The following is a 17,276-nucleotide window of genomic DNA, read 5'->3' as shown; positions in this document are numbered from 1 at the left end:
AGGACCGACAAGGGACGGCCGGTGTCGGCGCCCGTCGGCGGCGAGCGGCGGCCGGCCGCGTCACCGCGCAGGTGTGCGGCAGGCCAGGAACGGAGCGGCAGGAGGGGGGCGGCTGGCTGTCGGGTCCGCCGACCCTAGGTAGGCGGAGAGGGGGCGAAGCCGCGCAGCAGCGCGTCCAGCAAGACGTGCTGCCGGTGCGCCAGCGGTTGCCAGTGTTCGCGCGGCAGGTGCTCGAAGGTGATCTCCAGCGCCGCCAGCCCGTGCGCCGCTGTCCACAGCGCATCGGCCACGTCTTCGGGCAGGTGGTGGGTGGCGATGCCGCCGGCGGCCTGCAGGTCCTGCACGCAGGCTTCCAGCACGGCGCCGACCGGGTCCTGCGGGAAACGCTGGCGCCAGCGCTGGTCGATGGCCCGCTCGGCCTCGGCCGGCAAGCCCATCATCAGCATCAGGTGGTAGCCATGGCGGTTGGCCATGGCCCAGTCCAGGTAGGCCTGGAACACCGCCGGCAGCGTGCGGCCCGGCTGGCAGCCCTCGCGCGCGGTGGCCAGGGCCTGCGCCAGGCGTACCCAGTCCTGCGCGCACAGCTCGAACAGCAGCGCGGACTTGTCCTCGAAGTGGCGATAGATGGCGGCGGCGCTATAGCCGCAGCGCTCGCCCACGCGGCGCAGCGTGACGCCTGCGTAGCCGGCCTCGGCGAAGAGGGCGCGGGCGGCGTCGAAGAAGGCCTGCCGCACCGCCTCGCGGCGCGCGGCGGCACCCGGCGAGCGGGCGGGCGACGGGCCGGAATGTGCTGAGGACGGCTGGGGCAGGGCGGACATGTGGTGCATTATAAACACCACTGATTTCGTGAACAATGTTCACAAAGTTGCGTTTACGACACACACGCCCGGATGTTTCTGAGATCTGGATCGGCGATTGCCTGAGGGAGACCGGTCAGAGCTGCTTGGCGGCGAAGGTGTCGCAACGGCGCATATCGCCCGTGGTCAGGCCCTGGCGCAACCAGCGCACGCGCTGCTCGCTGGTGCCGTGGGTGAACGCCTCCGGCACCACATAGCCCTGCGCCTGCTTCTGCAGCCGGTCGTCGCCGATGGCGGCGGCGGCACGCAGGCCGTCCTCGAAATCGCCGGGTTCGATCAGCTTCTGGTTGATCTTCTGCGCATTCGCCGCCCACACCCCGGCCAGGCAGTCGGCCTGCAACTCCATGCGCACGGACAGCTGGTTGGCCTGCGCCTCGCCCATGCGCCGGCGCGCGGCGTCGACCTTGTCCGACACGCCCAGCAGGTTCTGCACATGGTGCCCGACCTCGTGCGCGATCACATAGGCCTGGGCGAAGTCGCCGCTGGCGCCGAAGCGCTGGCGCAGTTCGTTGTAGAACGACAGGTCGATATAGACCTTGCGGTCGCCCGGACAGTAGAACGGCCCCATCGCCGACTGGCCGGTGCCGCAGGCGGTGGGCGTGACGTTGGAGAACAGTACCAGGGTGGGCGGCTCGTAGCGGCGGCCGAGGTCGGTCTCGAACACGCGTTCCCAGGTGCGCTCGGTACTGCCCAGCACCTTGCGCGTGAATACCGTGAGCGGGTCGTTGGCAGGTGCGTGCGCAGGCGCCTGCTGATGCGGTACGTTCCCGGAACCTTGCATCACCTGCGCGCCCTGCATGATCAGGCGCGGGTCGATGCCGAAGAAATACGACGCCGCCAGCGCGACGATGATGGTGCCGATGCCGATGGTGCCCGGTCCGCCGAACCCGCCGCCACCTCCGCGGCGATCTTCCACGTTCTGGCTTTCGGCCTCGTCGTCAAGACGCATGATGACTCCGTGATGCTGATGGGGAACGCGGCGGCTCTGCGGCCGCCGCGTGCCGATCAGTATAGCAACGGCATGGCACGTCCCGATTTGAAAAAAGTGTGACCGGCAGTATCCGGCCGCCATGCGGCAAGGCCGGAAAAAAAGCGCCGGCCGGGCCTGGCGCGGCCGTCTCCGCGCCAGGCCCGGTCGGCGCACGGGGTCAAAGCGTAGCGAGGTCCTCGCGGTGCGCGCCGCTCGTCTCGGCGGCGTCGCCGTCCGCCACGCCTGCCGCCGGCTGGCCGGGAATCTCGGCCACGCGCAGCAGGTTGGTGGTGCCGCCCTGGCCGAAAGGCGTGCCGGCGGCGATGGTGATCTGGTCGCCGGCGCAGGCGAAGTCCTCCGCCACCGCGGCGCGGATGGCCGCATCCACCATCTCGTCGACGCTCTGCACGTCGGGGCTGACCGTGGAGTGCACGCCCCAGGCCAGCGCCAGGCGCCGCGCGATCTCCCGGTGCGGCGTGATGCTCAGGATGGGCGCGCACGGCCGTTCGCGCGCGGCACGCAGCGCGGTGGCGCCGGACGAGGTGTAGGTCACCGTGGCGGCCGCGCCGATGATGTGCGACACCTCGCGCAGCGCCGCGCAGATGGCGTCCTGGCGCGTGGCCAGCGGTGCCTCGTGCTGCGCATCGAGCAGCTTGCGATAGAGCGGATCGCGTTCCACTTCGCCGATGATGCGGTCCATCATCGCCACCGCCGGCACCGGGTGGCGGCCATTGGCCGACTCGGCCGACAGCATCACGGCGTCGGCGCCGTCATAGATGGCGCTGGCCACGTCCGAGGCCTCGGCGCGCGTGGGCACCGGCGACTCGATCATCGACTCCAGCATCTGCGTGGCGATCACGATGGGTTTGCCATGCTGCCGGCACAAGCGCAGGATGCGCTTCTGCACGCCCGGCACGCGCTCGGGCGGCAGTTCCACGCCGAGGTCGCCGCGCGCCACCATGATGGCGTCGGACACGCGCACGATCTCCTCGAGCTGCTGCAGCGCGGCCGGCTTCTCGATCTTGGCCAGCACGCCGGCGCGCGTGCCCACCAGCTCACGCGCCTCGACGATGTCGGCCGGACGCTGCACGAAGGACAGCGCGATCCAGTCGACCCCCAGCGACAGGGCGAACTCCAGGTCCTTGCGGTCCTTGGCCGTGAGGGCGGGGATGGGGATCACCGCATCGGGCACGTTGACGCCCTTGCGGTCCGACAGGGTGCCGCTGTTGACCACCCGCGTGGCGAGGCTGCCGGGCGCGACCGACTCGATGCGCAACTGCACCTTGCCATCGTCGATCAGCAGCGCCTGGCCCGGGTTGGCCGTGCGGAACAGTTCCGGATGCGGCAGGTGCACGCGCGCGGCATCGCCTGGGGTGGGATCGCTGTCGAGCACGAAGGCATCGCCCGCCTGCAAGGCGACCTTGCCCGCGGCGAAGGTGCCGATGCGCAGCTTCGGCCCCTGCAGGTCGGCCAGCACCGCGATGGGCCGGCCGCGCTCGCGCTCTACCGCGCGCACCGCGTCGTAGCGGCGCCGGTGATCCTCGTGGCTGCCGTGGCTGAAGTTGAGCCGGAACACATCGGCGCCGGCATCGAACAACTGCCGGATCACCGCGATCTCCGTGCTGGCCGGACCGAGGGTGGCCACGATCTTGGCTTTGCGCTGGCGTCTCATCTTGCTGTCTCCTCCCATCCCCGGAGCGCCCGCGCGCCCCGTCTCGAACAAATCGATCAATGCGAACCATCAGCGCCCGGCGCGCGGCCGGGCCCCCTGGCCCTCGTGTGCTGCGGACCTACTGCGGACCTACTGCGCATCTTCTGCGCATCTTCTGCGGAGCGCGGCGCACCAGCGCCGGCGGCCAGGCGCTCAGACGATCAGGATCGCGCGGAAGTCGTTGACGTTGGTGCGCGTCGGACCGGTCACGATCAGGTCGCCGAGCGCGGCGAAGAAGCCGTAGCCGTCGTTGTCGGCCAGGCGCGCCCGCGCCGACTGCCCGAGCGCTGCCGCGCGCGCCAGCGTGTCCGGGCCCAGCAGCGCGCCGGCGTTGTCCTCCGAGCCGTCGATGCCGTCGGTGTCGCAGGCGATGGCATGCACGCCGGGCAAGCCGTCGAGCGCCACCGCGAGCGCCAGCAGGAACTCGGCGTTGCGTCCGCCGCGCCCGTTGCCGCGCACCGTGACCGTGGTCTCGCCGCCGGACAGCAGCACGCAGGGCTTGTCGAACGGCTGGCCGCGCTGCGCGATCTGGCGTGCGAGACCGGCATGCACCAGCGCCACGTCACGCGCTTCGCCTTCGATGCAGTCCGACAGGATGTGGGCCGCCAGGCCCAGTTCGCGCGCGCGCGCCGCGGCCGCTTCCAGCGCCTGCTGCGCGCTGGCCAGCGTGTCGCTGCGGTGGCCCTCGAAACGCGCATCGCCGGGCTTGGGCGTCTCGCCCGCGCCGCTCTCCAGGTGGGCGCGCACCGCTGCCGGCACCTCGATCCCGTACTTGGCGATCACCGCCAGCGCGTCGGCGCAGGTGGTCACGTCCGGCAGCGTGGGGCCGCTGGCGATCAGCGTGGGGTCGTCGCCCGGGATGTCGGAGATCAGCAGCGTGTGCACCCGCGCCGGCGCGCACTGCAGCGCCAGTCGTCCGCCCTTGAGCGCCGACAGGTGCTTGCGCACGCAGTTCATCTCGGCAATGCTGGCGCCGCTGCGCAGCAGCGCCTTGTTGACCGCCTGCTTGTCCGCCAGCGTCAGCCCGGGCGCGGGCGCGGCCAGCAGCGCGGAGCCGCCGCCGGAGATCAGGCACAGCACGAGGTCGTCGGCCGTCAGTTCCTGCACCAGTTCCACCATGCGCTGCGCGGCGCGCTGGCCGGCGGCATCCGGCACCGGGTGGGCGGCTTCCACCACCTCGATGCGGCGGCACGGCGCGCCGTGCCCGTAGCGCGTGACCACCAGGCCGGAGAGCGGACCGGACCAGTGCGCCTCGACGGCCTGCGCCATCGCGGCGGCCGCCTTGCCGGCACCGATCACCACCGTGCGCCCCTTGGGCGGGGCCGGCAGGTGCTGCGGCAGGCAGTGGCCGGCGCTGACGGCTGCCACCGCCGTGTCGAACAGATCGCGCAGCAGCGCGCGCGGATCGGAGAGGCCGGGGGCGCGCTGGGGCGCCAGCAGCGCGGCCTGTGAAGCGGGAACGAACATGACGGAATCCCTGAGCGGTGATGCGGCCGCGCCGGCGCCTCGGCCCGAGGCGCCGGCATGGCCGGCCTGACGGAGAGGCCTTGCCGGGCGGCTTGACCTGGAGGCCTTACTTGGCGGCCTTGGCGATCTCGTGGTTCGACATCAGCTCGATGGCGCGGCACAGTGCCGAGTGATCGAGCTTGCCGAAGCCGTTGGCCGCGCAGGCGTTGAACAGTTCCTGCGCGGTCGCCGTATTGGGCAGCGACACGCCCAGCGCCTTGGCGCCCTGCAGCGCCAGGTTCAGGTCCTTCTGGTGCAGCTCGATGCGGAAGCCCGGATCGAAGGTGCGCTTGACCATGCGCTCGCCATGCACCTCCAGGATGCGCGACGAGGCGAAGCCACCCATCAGCGCGGCACGCACCCGGGCCGGATCGGCGCCGGCCTTGGAAGCGAACAGCAGCGCCTCCGACACGGCCTGGATGTTCAGCGCCACGATGATCTGGTTGGCCACCTTGGTGGTCTGGCCGTCGCCGTTGCCGCCCACCAGCGTGATGTTCTTGCCCATCAGCTCGAACAGCGGCTTGACCTCGTCGAAGGCCTCGGCCGGGCCGCCCACCATGATGGTCAGCGAAGCCGCCTTGGCCCCCACCTCGCCGCCCGACACCGGCGCGTCCAGGTAGGCCGCGCCCAGCTTGTTGACGCGCGCGGCGAAGTCCTTGGTGGCGATCGGCGAGATCGAGCTCATGTCGACCACGATCTTGCCGTGCGCAGCCTCCTTGCCGGCCGCCTTCAGCGCCGCGCCCACGCCCTTCTCGGCGAACAGCACGGCTTCCACGTGCGGCGTGTCCGGCACCATGATGATGATGATGTCGGCACGCTTGGCCACCTCCTCGGCGCTGGTGCAGACCGTCACGCCGGCATCGACCAGGGCCTGCGGCGCCGGGTTCACGTCATGCACGAACAGCGTATGGCCGGCCGCGCGCAGATGGCCCGCCATGGGCGCGCCCATGATGCCCAGACCGATGAAGCCGACGTTGCGTTGGTTTGCCATGGGAAGTCTCCTAAGGAACGATGAATGAAATCGAAATTCAGTTGAAAGCAAAAAACGTTGCGCCAATCCGGCGCGCCAAGCACGACGTCCTGGCTCCCTCTCCCCTCATGGAGAAAGAAGAGGGGAGCAAACCGCCAGCCTTGTCCAAGGCTCACGCTTCAAGCCGCACGGCCATCGGCGGAAACTCACAGCACCCCATGCTCCCCACGCCAGCCCAGCCCAGCCTCGGTCGTGGTCTTCGGCTTGTACTCGCAGCCCACCCAGCCGGTGTAGCCGATGGCGTCCAGCCACTGGAACAGGAAGCGGTAGTTCAGCTCGCCGGTGCCGGGTTCGTTGCGGCCCGGGTTGTCGGCGAGCTGCACGTGCTTGATCTTCGGCAGGTGGGTCTTCAGCGTGGCGGCGATCTCGCCCTCCATGCGCTGCATGTGGTAGATGTCGTACTGCACGTAGAGGTTGGGCGCGGCCACCTGCTCGATCAGCTCCAGCGCCTGCTGCGTGCGCGAGAGGAAGAAGCCGGGGATGTCGAAGGTATTGATCGGCTCCACCAGCAGGTCGATCTGCTCCGCGGCGAGCGCGCTGGCGGCGAAGCGCAGGTTCTCCACCAGCGTTTCCTGCGCCTGTTCGCGCTTGACGTTCTGCGGCTGGATGCCGACCAGGCAATTGAGCTGGCGCACGCCGAGCACCTTGGCGTACTTGATCGCTTCGCCCACGCCGTCCTGGAACTCGCCGACGCGGTCGGGGTGGCAGGCGATGCCGCGCTCGCCGGCTTCCCACTTGCCCGCGGGCAGGTTGTGCAGCACCAGGTCGAGCTGGAAGCGGTTGAGCCGGTCCGCGATCTGGTCGGCGTGGAAGGCATAGGGAAAGAGGAACTCGACGCCGCGGAAGCCGGCGCGCGCGGCGGCCTCGAAGCGGTCGAGGAAGCCGACCTCGTTGAACAGCATGGTCAGGTTGGCGGCAAGTTTCGTCATCGATATCTCCGGGTAAGTTCCGCCGGGTCGCTCCCGCCGTGGCGGGAGCGCCTGCGTGTTGTGGGCAGCGCCCGCGGGCAGGACCGCTCAGGCGGTCTCCGCCTCCTCGTTGAGGATGTCGTCGTCTTCGGCGCGGTCTTCGACCGGCTCGAACTCGTTGATGTTGTCGATCTCGGTGCCCATGGCGATGTTCGTCACGCGCTCCAGGATCACCTCCACCACCACCGGCACCGAGAACTCGGCCATCAGCTTGCGGGCCTGCGCGAAGGCGGGCTCGATGTCCTCGGGCTTGAACACGCGCAGCGCCTTGCAGCCCAGGCCCTCGACCACCTTGACGTGGTCCACGCCGTAGCCGTTCAGCTCCGGTGCGTTGATGTTGTCGAAGGCGAGCTGCACGCAGTAGTCCATGTCGAAGTTGCGCTGCGCCTGGCGGATCAGCCCGAGGTAGGAGTTGTTCACCACCACGTGGATGTAGGGCACGTTGAACTGCGCGGCCACGGCCAGTTCCTCGATCATGAACTGGAAGTCGTAGTCGCCCGAGATGGCCACCACGTCGGAGTCGGGCGAGGCCACCTTGACGCCGATCGCAGCCGGGATGGTCCAGCCCAGCGGGCCGGCCTGGCCGCAGTTGATCCAGTGGCGCGGCTGGTTGACCGAGAGGAACTGCGCCGCGGCGATCTGCGACAGGCCGATGGTCGACACGTAGCGCACGTCGCGCGGGAAGTAGCGGTTCATCTCGCGGTACACGCGCTGCGGCTTGATCGGCACGTTGTCGAAGTCGCTCTTGCGATGCAGGGTGCGGCGGCGCTGCTGCACCTCGGCCACCCAGGCCTTGCGGCAGGCCAGGCGTCCCGCCATCTTCATCTCGCGCGCCACTTCGACGAACTGCGCGAGCGCGGCCTTGGCGTCGGAGACGATGCCCAGGTCCGGGCCGAACACGCGGCCGATCTGCGTGGGCTCGATGTCCACGTGCACGAACTTGCGGCCCTTGGTGTAGACGTCGACGCTGCCGGTGTGGCGATTGGCCCAGCGGTTGCCGATGCCCAGCACGAAGTCCGAGGCCAGCAGGTTGGCATTGCCGTAGCGGTGCGAGGTCTGCAGGCCGACCATGCCGGCCTGCAGCGGATGGTCGTCGGCCAGCACGCCCCAGCCCATCAGCGTGGGCACCACCGGCACGTTGACCAGCTCGGCGAACTCGACCAGCAGCTCGGCCGCGTCGGCATTGATCACGCCGCCGCCGCAGACGATCAGCGGCCGCGCCGAAGCGTTCAGCATGGCGATGGCCTTCTCGATCTGCGCGCGCGAGGCGGCCGGCTTGTAGGGCTCGAGCGGCTGGTAGGTATCGGGATCGAATTCGATCTCGGCCACCTGCACGTCGAAGGGCAGGTCGATCAGCACCGGGCCCGGACGACCCGAGCGCATCAGGTGAAAGGCCTGCTGGAACACCTGGGGCACCAGCGCCGGCTCGCGCACCGTCACCGCCCACTTGGTCACCGGCTTGGCGATCGACTCGATGTCGACCGCCTGGAAGTCCTCCTTGTACAGGCGGGCGCGCGGTGCCTGGCCGGTCACGCACAGGATGGGAATGGAGTCGGCCCAGGCCGAGTACAGGCCGGTGATCATGTCGGTGCCGGCCGGGCCCGAGGTGCCGATGCACAGGCCGATATTGCCGGCCGCCGCGCGGGTGTAGCCCTCGGCCATGTGCGAGGCACCTTCCACGTGGCGGGCCAGCACGTGGCTGATGCTGCCGGCCTTGCGCATGGCCGAGTAGAACGGGTTGATGGCGGCGCCGGGCACGCCGAACGCGGTCGTGATGCCCTCTTTTTCCAGCACGGCGATGGCCGCGTCGACTGCTCTCATCTTCGGCATGCTTGTCTCCAAAGGTCCAGGTTGGCGGATTTCGTTTCGGGACCATGCTATTCCCGCAGGTCCGTTGCGATAAAGGGAGGCAAGGTCTATTGATTCGATACCTGAGATAAGCAATCGGACGAGAAATCGGGATGCTGCGCTGCAGCGCACGAGGCTGCCAGGGGCGATTTACGGCCTTTTTGTTCCGGCGCGGTCATGCGCGCAGGCAGCAATGGAAGTCCGCCGGCCGACCGTCCCGAGGATGCGATGGCGCTGAACGCCAGGCTGACGTCGACGCTGGAACTGCTCGAAGCGCCGCGGCGACTGGCCTGCGTGCTGGAGGGAGGAAGGGAGGAAGGGAGGAAGGGAGGAAGGGACGGAAATGCGGGCGAAGGTCGAAGCGACCGCACGGGGATAGGCAATCGCAAAGGCAGTGCACCGAAGCCGCTCGAACGGACCAACCGGATGCGCCCGCGCTGATCGACAGAACCAACGGGTGTGCCGCATCTCCCGCAAGCGGGAGAGCGGAGCGATCCGGCGCAGCGCGCGCGCTTAACGCAAGAACGTCTGCGCCAGCCGCACCCAGCACGCCGCGCCCAGCGGCAGCACCTGGTCGTTGAAGTCGTAGCCCGGGTTATGCACCATGCAGCCGCCGAACTCGCCTTCGCCATTGCCGAGGATCAGGTAGCAGCCCGGCACCTCGTTCAGCATCCAGGCGAAATCCTCGCTGCCGTTCAGGCCCTTGGGCGCCTGCGTGACCACCTTGTCCGCGCCGACCAGTTCGGCGCAGACCTGCTGCGCCAGTTGCGTCTCGGCCTCGGCGTTGACCATCGGCGGCGTCAGCTGGCGGTAATCGATGATGGCTTCCACGCCATGTGCCTGCGCGGTCAGCGCGACGATTTCGCGGATGCGCTGCTCGACCATTGCGCGCGTCTCGGGGCGCGCCGCGCGCACGTTCAGGCCGAGCGTGACCGACTCGGGGATGACGTTGTGGGTGGCGCCACCGCGGATGAAGCCGACCGACAGCACCGCGGTGTCGTCCGGCGCCACGTTGCGCGCCACCACGGTCTGCAGCGCGGTGACGACCGCCGCGGCGGCCGCGATGGGGTCGCGCGCGCGGTGCGGCATGGCGCCGTGGCCGCCCACGCCCTTGAGGATCACGTCCGCCACGTCGGACGAGAGGCTGACCGGGCCCGGCAGCACGCGGAAGGTGCCGGCCGGCACGCCGGGCATATTGTGCAGCGCGAACACCGCGTCGCAGGGAAAGCGCTCGAACAGGCCGTCCTCGATCATCGCGCGCGCGCCGCACAAATTCTCTTCGTCGGGCTGGAAGATCAGGTTCAGCGTGCCGTTGAAATCGCGGCGGTCGGCCAGCGCCTTGGCCGCGGCGAGCAGGATGGCGGTGTGGCCGTCATGGCCGCAGGCGTGCATCTTGCCGGGCGCCTTGCTCGCATAGGGCAGGCCGGTGGCTTCGACGATGGGCAGCGCGTCCATGTCGGCGCGGATGCCGAGCCGGCGCTTGCCGTCGCCGAGCTTGAGCTGGCCGACCACGCCGCTCTTGCCGATGCCGGTGTGGACCTCGTAGCCCCAGCTCTCCAGCAGCGTGGCCACCAGCCGGCTGGTGGCGCCGACCTCGAAGCCGAGTTCCGGCTGGGCATGGATCTGGCGGCGGATGCCGATGAAGGTGTCGGCATCGATCTGGATATCGGGCAGCAGGTGCGGCAGCAACTGGAACGGGGTCAGGGTCGGTTCGCGTGTCATGGCTTGTCCTTGGCCGGCGTCGGCAGGTGGAGCGGGCCGCGCGGCGGGACGCGCGGGCCCGGCAGGGGCAAAAGAGCGATCGCTTGTTCAGTCGCTCCGTCGTTCAATCGGTGCGGCGCTCGCGGATGCTGAGGATGGCCAGCAGCGTGATGAGGCCGCAGGCCATCATGTAGAAGGCGGGCGCGAGCGGGTTGTGGGTGCGGGCCAGCAGCCACGTCACGACGAACTGGCAGGAGCCGCCGAACACCGTCACGCCGATGGCGTAGATCACCGACAGGCCGCTGGCGCGCACCTTGGCCGGCAGCGCTTCCATCAGCACCAGCAGCATCGGCGTGGCGCCGATGTAGAGGCTGGCGGCAAGCATGGCCGACAGGCCCAGCGCCAGCGGCACGCTGGGGTAGCGCGTCATCAGCCAGAACGACGGGTAGAGCGCCACCAGCGTGAACAGCATGGCGCAGACCACCAGCGGCTTGCGGCGCGGCAGGCGGTCGGCGAGCCAGCCCGACAGCAGCGAGGCGGCCAGGCAGACGACGCCGGTGACGCAGCCTGCCAGCAGCGACAGCGAGGCCGGCAGGTGCAGCTCGCGGATCATGTAGGTGGGCATGAAGTAGACCACCAGGTAGGTGCCGACGGTGCCGCCGATGATGGTCAGGATCCCCTTGACCACCAGGCCGCCATGCTCGCGGAACAGCGTGCCGAGCGGGCTCGCGGCGCGCGCCTCGGGCACGTGCGTCTCGTCGAGGTGGCGGCGGATGTAGAGGCCCACCGGCGCGATCGCCAGGCCGAGGAAGAAGGGCAGGCGCCAGCCCCAGCTCTCGAGCGCGTCCGGCGGCAGTGCGCCGTACAGGATGGCCGCCGTCAGCGCGCCCAGCAGCGCGGCGATGCCCTGGCTGCCGAGCTGCCAGCTGATGCGGAAACCGCGGCCCTGCACGCCGCCGGCCTCCATCAGCATGGCGGTGGAGGCGCCGATCTCGCCGCCCAGCGAGAAGCCCTGCAGCAGGCGTCCGGCGACGATCATCAGCGGGCCGAACAGGCCGGCCGCGGCATAGGTCGGCGCCAGCGCCAGGCACAGCGTGCCGGCCACCATCAGGCCGATGGTGAGCGTCATGGCGGCCTTGCGCCCGTGGCGGTCGGCGTAGTTGCCGATCACGAAGCCGCCCAGCGGGCGCATCACGAAGCCGATGCCGAAGGTGGCCACGGCCAGCAGCAGGGAACCATAGGCGCTGTCGGAGGGGAAGAACAGCTTGCCGATCAGGATGGCGAAGAAGCTGTAGACGGTGAAGTCGTACATCTCGAGCGCGTTGCCGATCGAGCAGGCGGCGATCAGGCGGAACTGGCTCTGGCGCGGCGCGGCCGCGCCGGCGGCTGCATGGGGGACGGCGGTGCCGGCGGCGCCCAGGGTGGCGTCGTTCATGTCGGATCTCCAAATGGGGGCTGGAGTGGGAACTGGGTCCGTGCAGCAGGCGGCGGCCGGCTTTCGGGGGACACCGGAGCGGGTTCCGAGGAGAACGCCCAGCCGGCTCAGACAATCATCGGATAAAGCCGGCGGCCGTAAAAAATCATATATTTTCATCCTGATAACCAAATCGAATCGCCGTCATAACCAGCGTCTCGGGGCCATCGGGAAAAGTACCGAGCGGCACGGCGCGGGGCGGCGGCGCACCGTGCCGGTGCGTGCGGCAACGCACAACGGTGCCCAGGCAAAGGCAACGCAGCAACGAGGCAAGAAAGAGGGGGAGACGGTGAAACTGCATCAACTGCGCATCCTGCTGGCAGTCGCCCAGCATGGCAGCATCCACGAGGCCTCGCGCAGCCTCCACGTATCGCAGCCGGCACTGTCCAAGGCCATCGCGGAGCTGGAGCGGGAACTTGGCGTCACGCTGATGTCGCGCTCGGTGCGCGGCGTCAGCCTGACCGCCTACGGCCTGGCCCTGGTCAAGCGTGCCAGCGTGGTCGAGCAGGAGCTGCGCCACGCGCTGGAGGACATCGAGGCCATCCGCGGCCATGCCGAGGCCCGGCTCAATATCGGCTTCACCGCGGTGGCCTCGAGCGGGCCGTTGCCCGAGGCCATGGCGGCCTTCCGCCAGCGCTTCCCCAATGTCGACCTGTGTGCCTTCGAGCTGCGCCCCCAGCAGATCCTGGAGGGGCTGCGCGAGGGGCGGCTCGACCTGGGACTGATCTCCACCAACAGCGGCCCGGGCACCGGTGCCTTCCAGTGGGAGCCGCTGTTCGCCGTCGGCATGTCGCTGGCAGTGCGCCCGGGCCATCCGCTGCGGCGCGCCAGCCGGCTGCGCCCGCTGCTCGATGCCGACTGGCTCACGCTCGATCCGCTCGACGATCCGGGCAGTCCGCTGCCCAGCCTGCTGCGCCTGCACCGGCTGGACATGCCGCGCCGCATCGTGCAGAGCGCATCCAACCTGTTGGGCCTGCAGCTCGCTGCGCGTACCGACCTGATCAGCATGTGGTCCGACTTCGTCTTCCATGGCACCGGCGGGCCGCTGCGCCTGGTGCAGGAGTCGCTGCTGCAGCTGCCGATACGCGACGAACTGCCCGATTTCCGCGTCTTCCTGGTCTACCGCTCGGCCGACCTGATGACGCAGGCCTGCGCCGAATTCAGCAAGGAAGTGCGGCACCGCGCACGGCTGATGGTGCCGCCGCGGCGCGGCGCGCGCGCCGGGGCCTGATCCCGGGCATCGGCCCGTGCGCATGCCGCGGCGGCGCCGATGACGCACAATGGCGGCCAGGAGACTTGCTGAACATGGACAAACTCAAACAGATCGAGGCCTTCATCGCCGTGGTGGAGCACGGCAGCATGGCGGCGGCGGCGCTCACGCAGGACGTCACGCCGGTGATGATCGGACGCCGCATCAACGCGCTGGAAGCACGCATCGGCGTCAAGCTGCTGCACCGCTCCACGCGCCGCATCGTGGTGACGGAGCAGGGCGCCGTCTTCATGGAGCAGTGCAAGAAGGCGCTGGCCGACCTCGACCGCGCCGAGATGCTGATTGCCGAGGGCAAGCACAAGGCCACCGGCCACCTGATCGTGTCGGCGCCGGCCGCCTTCGGCCGCAAGCACGTGGCGCCGCACGCGCCCGCCTTCCTCGCCGCCAATCCCGAGGTGCAGCTCTCGTTCAACCTGACCGACCGCGTGGTCGACCTGGTACGCGAGGGCTATGACGTCGGCATCCGCATCGGCGGTGCCATCGACCCGAACTTCGTCGCCATCAAGCTGGCCAGCAACAAGCGCGTGGTGTGCGGCACTCCCGCCTACTTCGCCCGCCACGGCGTGCCGCTGACGCTGGACGACCTGGCCCAGCACAACTGCCTGGCCTTCAACCTGCAGGGCGGACAGCAGCGCGGCTGGTATTTCCGCCACAACGGCAAGACGGTGACGGTGCGCGTCAACGGCAATCTCGACTGCAACGACGGCGAGCTGCTGCACCGCTGGACCGGCGAGGGCCTCGGACTGGGCTGGCGCTCGACCTGGGAGATCCTGCCGCAGCTGGAAAGCGGCGAGCTGATCACCGTGCTCGACGAGTACGCGCTGCCCGACTACGACATCCTCGCGGTATACCCGCAGCAGCGTCCGGTGCCGGCCAAGATCCGCTTCTTCATCGAGCACCTGAAGGCGCAGTTCGCGCAGCCGGGCTACTGGACCGGCCGCAAGGAAGGCTGACCATGCCGGCGGCGGCATCGTTCCCCTGGAGCGCCTGGGCGGCCGACGCGGTGCTGCTGCTGCACTTCGCCTTCATCGCCTTCGTCGTGGCCGGCGCGCTGCTGCTGCCGCGCTGGCCGCGCCTGGCCTGGCTGCACCTGCCGGCGCTGGCCTGGGGGGTGCTGGTGGAGTGGAACGGCTGGATCTGCCCGCTGACGCCGCTGGAGAATGCGCTGCGCCACGCCGCCGGGCAGGCCGGCTACGCCGGCGGTTTCATCGCCCGCTACCTGCTGCCGTGGATCTACCCGGCCGGGCTGACGCCCGCCATCCAGTGGTGGCTGGGCGTGCTGGCGCTGGCGCTGAACCTGGCCTGGTACGGCCTGTGGTGGCGCCAGTGGCGGCGGCGCGCGCATGGCGCGCGGCCCGTGCGGCCCGTGCGGCCCGTGCGGCACTAGCCGGGCAAGCCCGCCCCCGTTCAGCCGGCCGCCGGCACGAAGCGCGGCGCGCGCTTCTCGACGTTGGCGAGCACCGCCTCGCGCTGGTTGGCGCCGCCGATCAAGGCTTCCTGCTCGACCGACTCGGCCTGCAGGATGGCGGCGGCGTCGCCGCCGGCGGCCACCTGCATCAGCCGCTTGGCCGCGCGGATGGCGTCGGGGCTCCTGCCGGCGATCTCGCGCGCGGCGGCCAGCGCGGCGGCGCGCGGGTCGTCGACCACACGCGTGGCCAGGCCCAGTTCACAGGCCTCGGTGCCGCTGACGATGCGCCCGGTGTAGATCAGCTCGCGCAGCAGGTCCTCGCGCACCAGGCCGCGCGTCAGCAACATGCCGGCCATGTCGGGCACCAGGCCCCACTTGATCTCCATCACCGACAGCCGCGCATCGGCGGTGACATAGCGCAGGTCGGCGCCGAGCGCGACCTGCAGCCCGCCGCCGAAGGCCACGCCGTGCACGGCCGCCAGCACCGGCACCGGCAGCTCGCGCCAGACCATGCAGGCATACTGCGGCGCGTTGCTGATGCCATGGGTGCGGGGCGCCAGGCGCCCCATGCTGCCGCCCTCGCCGGGCGCCTTGCCCGCCAGGCCGGACATGCTCTGCATGTCGAGCCCGGCGCAGAAGGCCTTGCCCTCGCCCGACAGCACCACCACGCGCAGGTCCGGCTCGCGCGCCAGGCGCTGGCCGGTCTCGACCAGCGCGGCGAACATGGCCGGGTCCAGCGCGTTCATCTTGTCGGGACGGTTCAAGCGCACTTCGGCCACGCCGTCCTCGATGGTCAGCGCGATGCGCTGGCTGCTGGCTTCACTCATCTATGGTTCCTTGCTCGCCTATCGTTTCTGAAGACGGGGATGCCGCCTCATGTCATCTCACGCCACCCGCGCGGTCGGCAGCACGTAGTCGCGGAACTGCTCGCGCAGCTTCAGCTTGAGCAGCTTGCCGGTGGCGGTATGCGGCAGGGCGTCGACGAAGGCCACGTCGTCCGGCACCCACCACTTGGCCACCCTGCCGGCGACGAATTCCAGCAGCTCGGCTGCACTCACCTGCTGGCCCGGTCGCTTGACCACCACCAGCAGCGGCCGCTCCTGCCACTTGGGATGGGTGACGCCGATCACCGCCGCTTCGGCCACCGCCGGGTGCCCCATGGCGGCGTTCTCCAGGTCGATCGACGAAATCCACTCGCCGCCCGACTTGATCACGTCCTTGGCACGGTCCACCAGCTGCAGGTAGCCGTCTGGGTCGATGTTGGCGACGTCGCCGGTGTCGAACCAGCCGTCCGCGTCGAGCGCATCCTGCCCGGCCTTGAAGTAGCCGGAGGCAATCCACGGCCCGCGCACCTTGAGGCGGCCGAAGGCCACGCCGTCATGCGGCAGCGCGCGGCCTTCGTCGTCCTCGATGCGCAGCTCCACGCCCCATACCGCGCGGCCCTGCTTGGTCTTGATCTTGAGCTGCTCGGCCGCCGGCAGGCTCTCCAGCCGCGGCAGCAGTGTATTGATGACGCCGATCGGGCTGGTCTCCGTCATGCCCCAGCCCTGCACCACGCGCGCGCCGAACTGCCGCTCGAAGCGCTCGACCATCGCCGCCGGCGCGGCCGAACCGCCCACGCCGGCGATCTTCAGGCCGAGCGCGCGCGGGTCGATGTCGGGATGGGCATCCAGGTACTGGAACAGCATCAGCCACACCGTGGGCACCGCGGTGGAGAAGGTCACGCGCTCGTCGCGCAGCAGCTTGTAGACGTTCTCGCCGTCGAGATGCTGTGCGGGCAGCACCATCTTGGCACCGGTCATCGCGCACGCGTAGGGCATGCCCCAGGCGTTGGCGTGGAACAGCGGCACCACCAGCAGCACGCTGCTGTCGGCCCCCACCGAGAAGGTATCGGCGGCACACGCCTTCAGGCTGTGCAGCACCGTGGAGCGGTGCGAATAGAGCACGCCCTTCGGATTGCCGGTGGTGCCCGAGGTGTAGCACAGCGAGGAGGCGGTGCGCTCGTCGAACTGCGGCCACTGGTAGTCCTCGCTGCTGGCGGCGAGCAGGTCCTCGTAGCACAGCAGGTTGGGCAGGTCGAGCGCGGGCATGTGGGCACGGTCGCACAGCGCGACGAAGTGCCGCACCGTGGTCAGCTTCGGCGCCAGCTTCGCCACCAGCTCGGCGAAGGTGGTGTCGAAGAACAGCACGCTGTCCTCGGCGTGGTTGACGATGTAGTCGATCTGCTCCGGGAACAGGCGCGGGTTGACCGTGTGCAGCACCGCGCCCGAGCCTGATACGCCGAAGTACAGCTCCAGGTGGCGGTGCGTGTTCCAGGCCAGCGTGCCGACGCGGTCGCCCTCGCGCACGCCGAGGCCGGCGAGCGCGTTGGCCACGCGCCGCGCGCGGCGTTCGACCTGTGCGTAGTTGGTGCGCACCGTGTCGCCCTCGACCGTGCGCGACACGATCTCCTGCTCCGGGTGGTAGGCGGCGGCGTACTCGATCAGCGAAGAAATCAACAGCGGGTGGTCTTGCATGAGGCCCAGCATGATGC

Annotated in this window: 15 protein-coding genes; 4 read left to right on the top strand and 11 right to left on the bottom strand. The window is 69.8% G+C overall.

Features of this window, described 5'->3' with window-relative positions:
• Positions 1 to 134: 134 nt before the first annotated feature.
• From BKK80_RS00410 to gcl, 7 genes are all read right to left on the bottom strand, one after another.
• Positions 135 to 827, bottom strand: a complete 693-nt coding sequence (locus BKK80_RS00410) for a TetR/AcrR family transcriptional regulator (protein ID WP_083383862.1) — start codon at positions 825 to 827, stop codon at positions 135 to 137.
• 106 nt (positions 828 to 933) lie between these two features.
• Positions 934 to 1,806 carry a KPN_02809 family neutral zinc metallopeptidase gene (ypfJ, locus tag BKK80_RS00405; protein ID WP_071010320.1) on the bottom strand — a complete coding sequence of 291 codons (873 nt, stop codon included), beginning with the start codon at positions 1,804 to 1,806 and terminating at the stop codon, positions 934 to 936.
• A 199-nt stretch (positions 1,807 to 2,005) separates the two neighbouring features.
• A complete protein-coding gene (gene pyk, locus BKK80_RS00400) occupies positions 2,006 to 3,499 on the bottom strand; it encodes a pyruvate kinase (protein WP_071068406.1) in 1,494 nt (497 codons plus the stop codon).
• Between the two features lie 192 nt (positions 3,500 to 3,691).
• Positions 3,692 to 5,005, bottom strand: coding sequence for a glycerate kinase type-2 family protein (locus tag BKK80_RS00395; protein WP_071010317.1), 1,314 nt, complete (start codon positions 5,003 to 5,005; stop codon positions 3,692 to 3,694).
• Between the two features lie 106 nt (positions 5,006 to 5,111).
• A complete protein-coding gene (gene glxR / locus BKK80_RS00390; protein WP_071010315.1) occupies positions 5,112 to 6,035 on the bottom strand; it encodes a 2-hydroxy-3-oxopropionate reductase in 924 nt (307 codons plus the stop codon).
• 185 nt (positions 6,036 to 6,220) lie between these two features.
• Positions 6,221 to 7,003 carry a hydroxypyruvate isomerase gene (gene hyi / locus BKK80_RS00385; protein WP_071010313.1) on the bottom strand — a complete coding sequence of 261 codons (783 nt, stop codon included), beginning with the start codon at positions 7,001 to 7,003 and terminating at the stop codon, positions 6,221 to 6,223.
• Positions 7,004 to 7,090: 87 nt separating this feature from the next.
• Positions 7,091 to 8,872, bottom strand: coding sequence for a glyoxylate carboligase (gene gcl, locus BKK80_RS00380; RefSeq protein WP_071037766.1), 1,782 nt, complete (start codon positions 8,870 to 8,872; stop codon positions 7,091 to 7,093).
• A 246-nt stretch (positions 8,873 to 9,118) separates the two neighbouring features.
• Here gcl and BKK80_RS36125 point away from each other — a divergent pair, with 246 nt between their 5' ends.
• The gene (locus tag BKK80_RS36125; RefSeq protein ID WP_157903126.1) at positions 9,119 to 9,331 is read left to right on the top strand and encodes a hypothetical protein; all 213 of its coding nucleotides are present in this window, start codon (positions 9,119 to 9,121) and stop codon (positions 9,329 to 9,331) included.
• 72 nt (positions 9,332 to 9,403) lie between these two features.
• Here BKK80_RS36125 and BKK80_RS00375 read toward each other — a convergent pair whose 3' ends face one another.
• Together BKK80_RS00375 and BKK80_RS00370 are read right to left on the bottom strand one after the other, a co-directional pair.
• Entirely contained in the window at positions 9,404 to 10,612 is a 1,209-nt protein-coding gene (locus tag BKK80_RS00375; protein WP_071068405.1) for a M20 aminoacylase family protein, read from the bottom strand.
• A 103-nt stretch (positions 10,613 to 10,715) separates the two neighbouring features.
• A complete protein-coding gene (locus tag BKK80_RS00370) occupies positions 10,716 to 12,026 on the bottom strand; it encodes an MFS transporter (RefSeq protein ID WP_071010308.1) in 1,311 nt (436 codons plus the stop codon).
• A gap of 328 nt (positions 12,027 to 12,354) precedes the next feature.
• Between BKK80_RS00370 and BKK80_RS00365 the strand changes: the two genes are divergently transcribed.
• The 3 genes from BKK80_RS00365 to BKK80_RS00355 all read left to right on the top strand — a co-directional run bounded on the left by BKK80_RS00365 (position 12,355) and on the right by BKK80_RS00355 (position 14,722).
• Complete coding sequence (locus tag BKK80_RS00365; protein WP_071010306.1) at positions 12,355 to 13,296, top strand: LysR family transcriptional regulator; 942 nt, start codon at positions 12,355 to 12,357, stop codon at positions 13,294 to 13,296.
• A 74-nt stretch (positions 13,297 to 13,370) separates the two neighbouring features.
• Positions 13,371 to 14,288 carry a LysR family transcriptional regulator gene (locus BKK80_RS00360; protein WP_071010304.1) on the top strand — a complete coding sequence of 306 codons (918 nt, stop codon included), beginning with the start codon at positions 13,371 to 13,373 and terminating at the stop codon, positions 14,286 to 14,288.
• Between the two features lie 2 nt (positions 14,289 to 14,290).
• Complete coding sequence (locus tag BKK80_RS00355; RefSeq protein ID WP_071068404.1) at positions 14,291 to 14,722, top strand: DUF2784 domain-containing protein; 432 nt, start codon at positions 14,291 to 14,293, stop codon at positions 14,720 to 14,722.
• A 20-nt stretch (positions 14,723 to 14,742) separates the two neighbouring features.
• Here the strand turns inward: BKK80_RS00355 and BKK80_RS00350 are convergent, their stop codons facing one another.
• Together BKK80_RS00350 and BKK80_RS00345 are read right to left on the bottom strand one after the other, a co-directional pair.
• The gene (locus tag BKK80_RS00350) at positions 14,743 to 15,570 is read right to left on the bottom strand and encodes a crotonase/enoyl-CoA hydratase family protein (RefSeq protein ID WP_071068403.1); all 828 of its coding nucleotides are present in this window, start codon (positions 15,568 to 15,570) and stop codon (positions 14,743 to 14,745) included.
• Between the two features lie 57 nt (positions 15,571 to 15,627).
• The gene (locus BKK80_RS00345) at positions 15,628 to 17,271 is read right to left on the bottom strand and encodes a 3-(methylthio)propionyl-CoA ligase (RefSeq protein WP_071037770.1); all 1,644 of its coding nucleotides are present in this window, start codon (positions 17,269 to 17,271) and stop codon (positions 15,628 to 15,630) included.
• Positions 17,272 to 17,276: the final 5 nt, after the last annotated feature.

The organism is Cupriavidus malaysiensis, from assembly GCF_001854325.1.
GTDB classification, from domain to species: Bacteria; Pseudomonadota; Gammaproteobacteria; order Burkholderiales; family Burkholderiaceae; genus Cupriavidus; species Cupriavidus malaysiensis.
The sequence above is the reverse complement of the archived record's forward strand: the minus strand, read 5'-3'. Positions and strand labels throughout refer to the sequence as shown.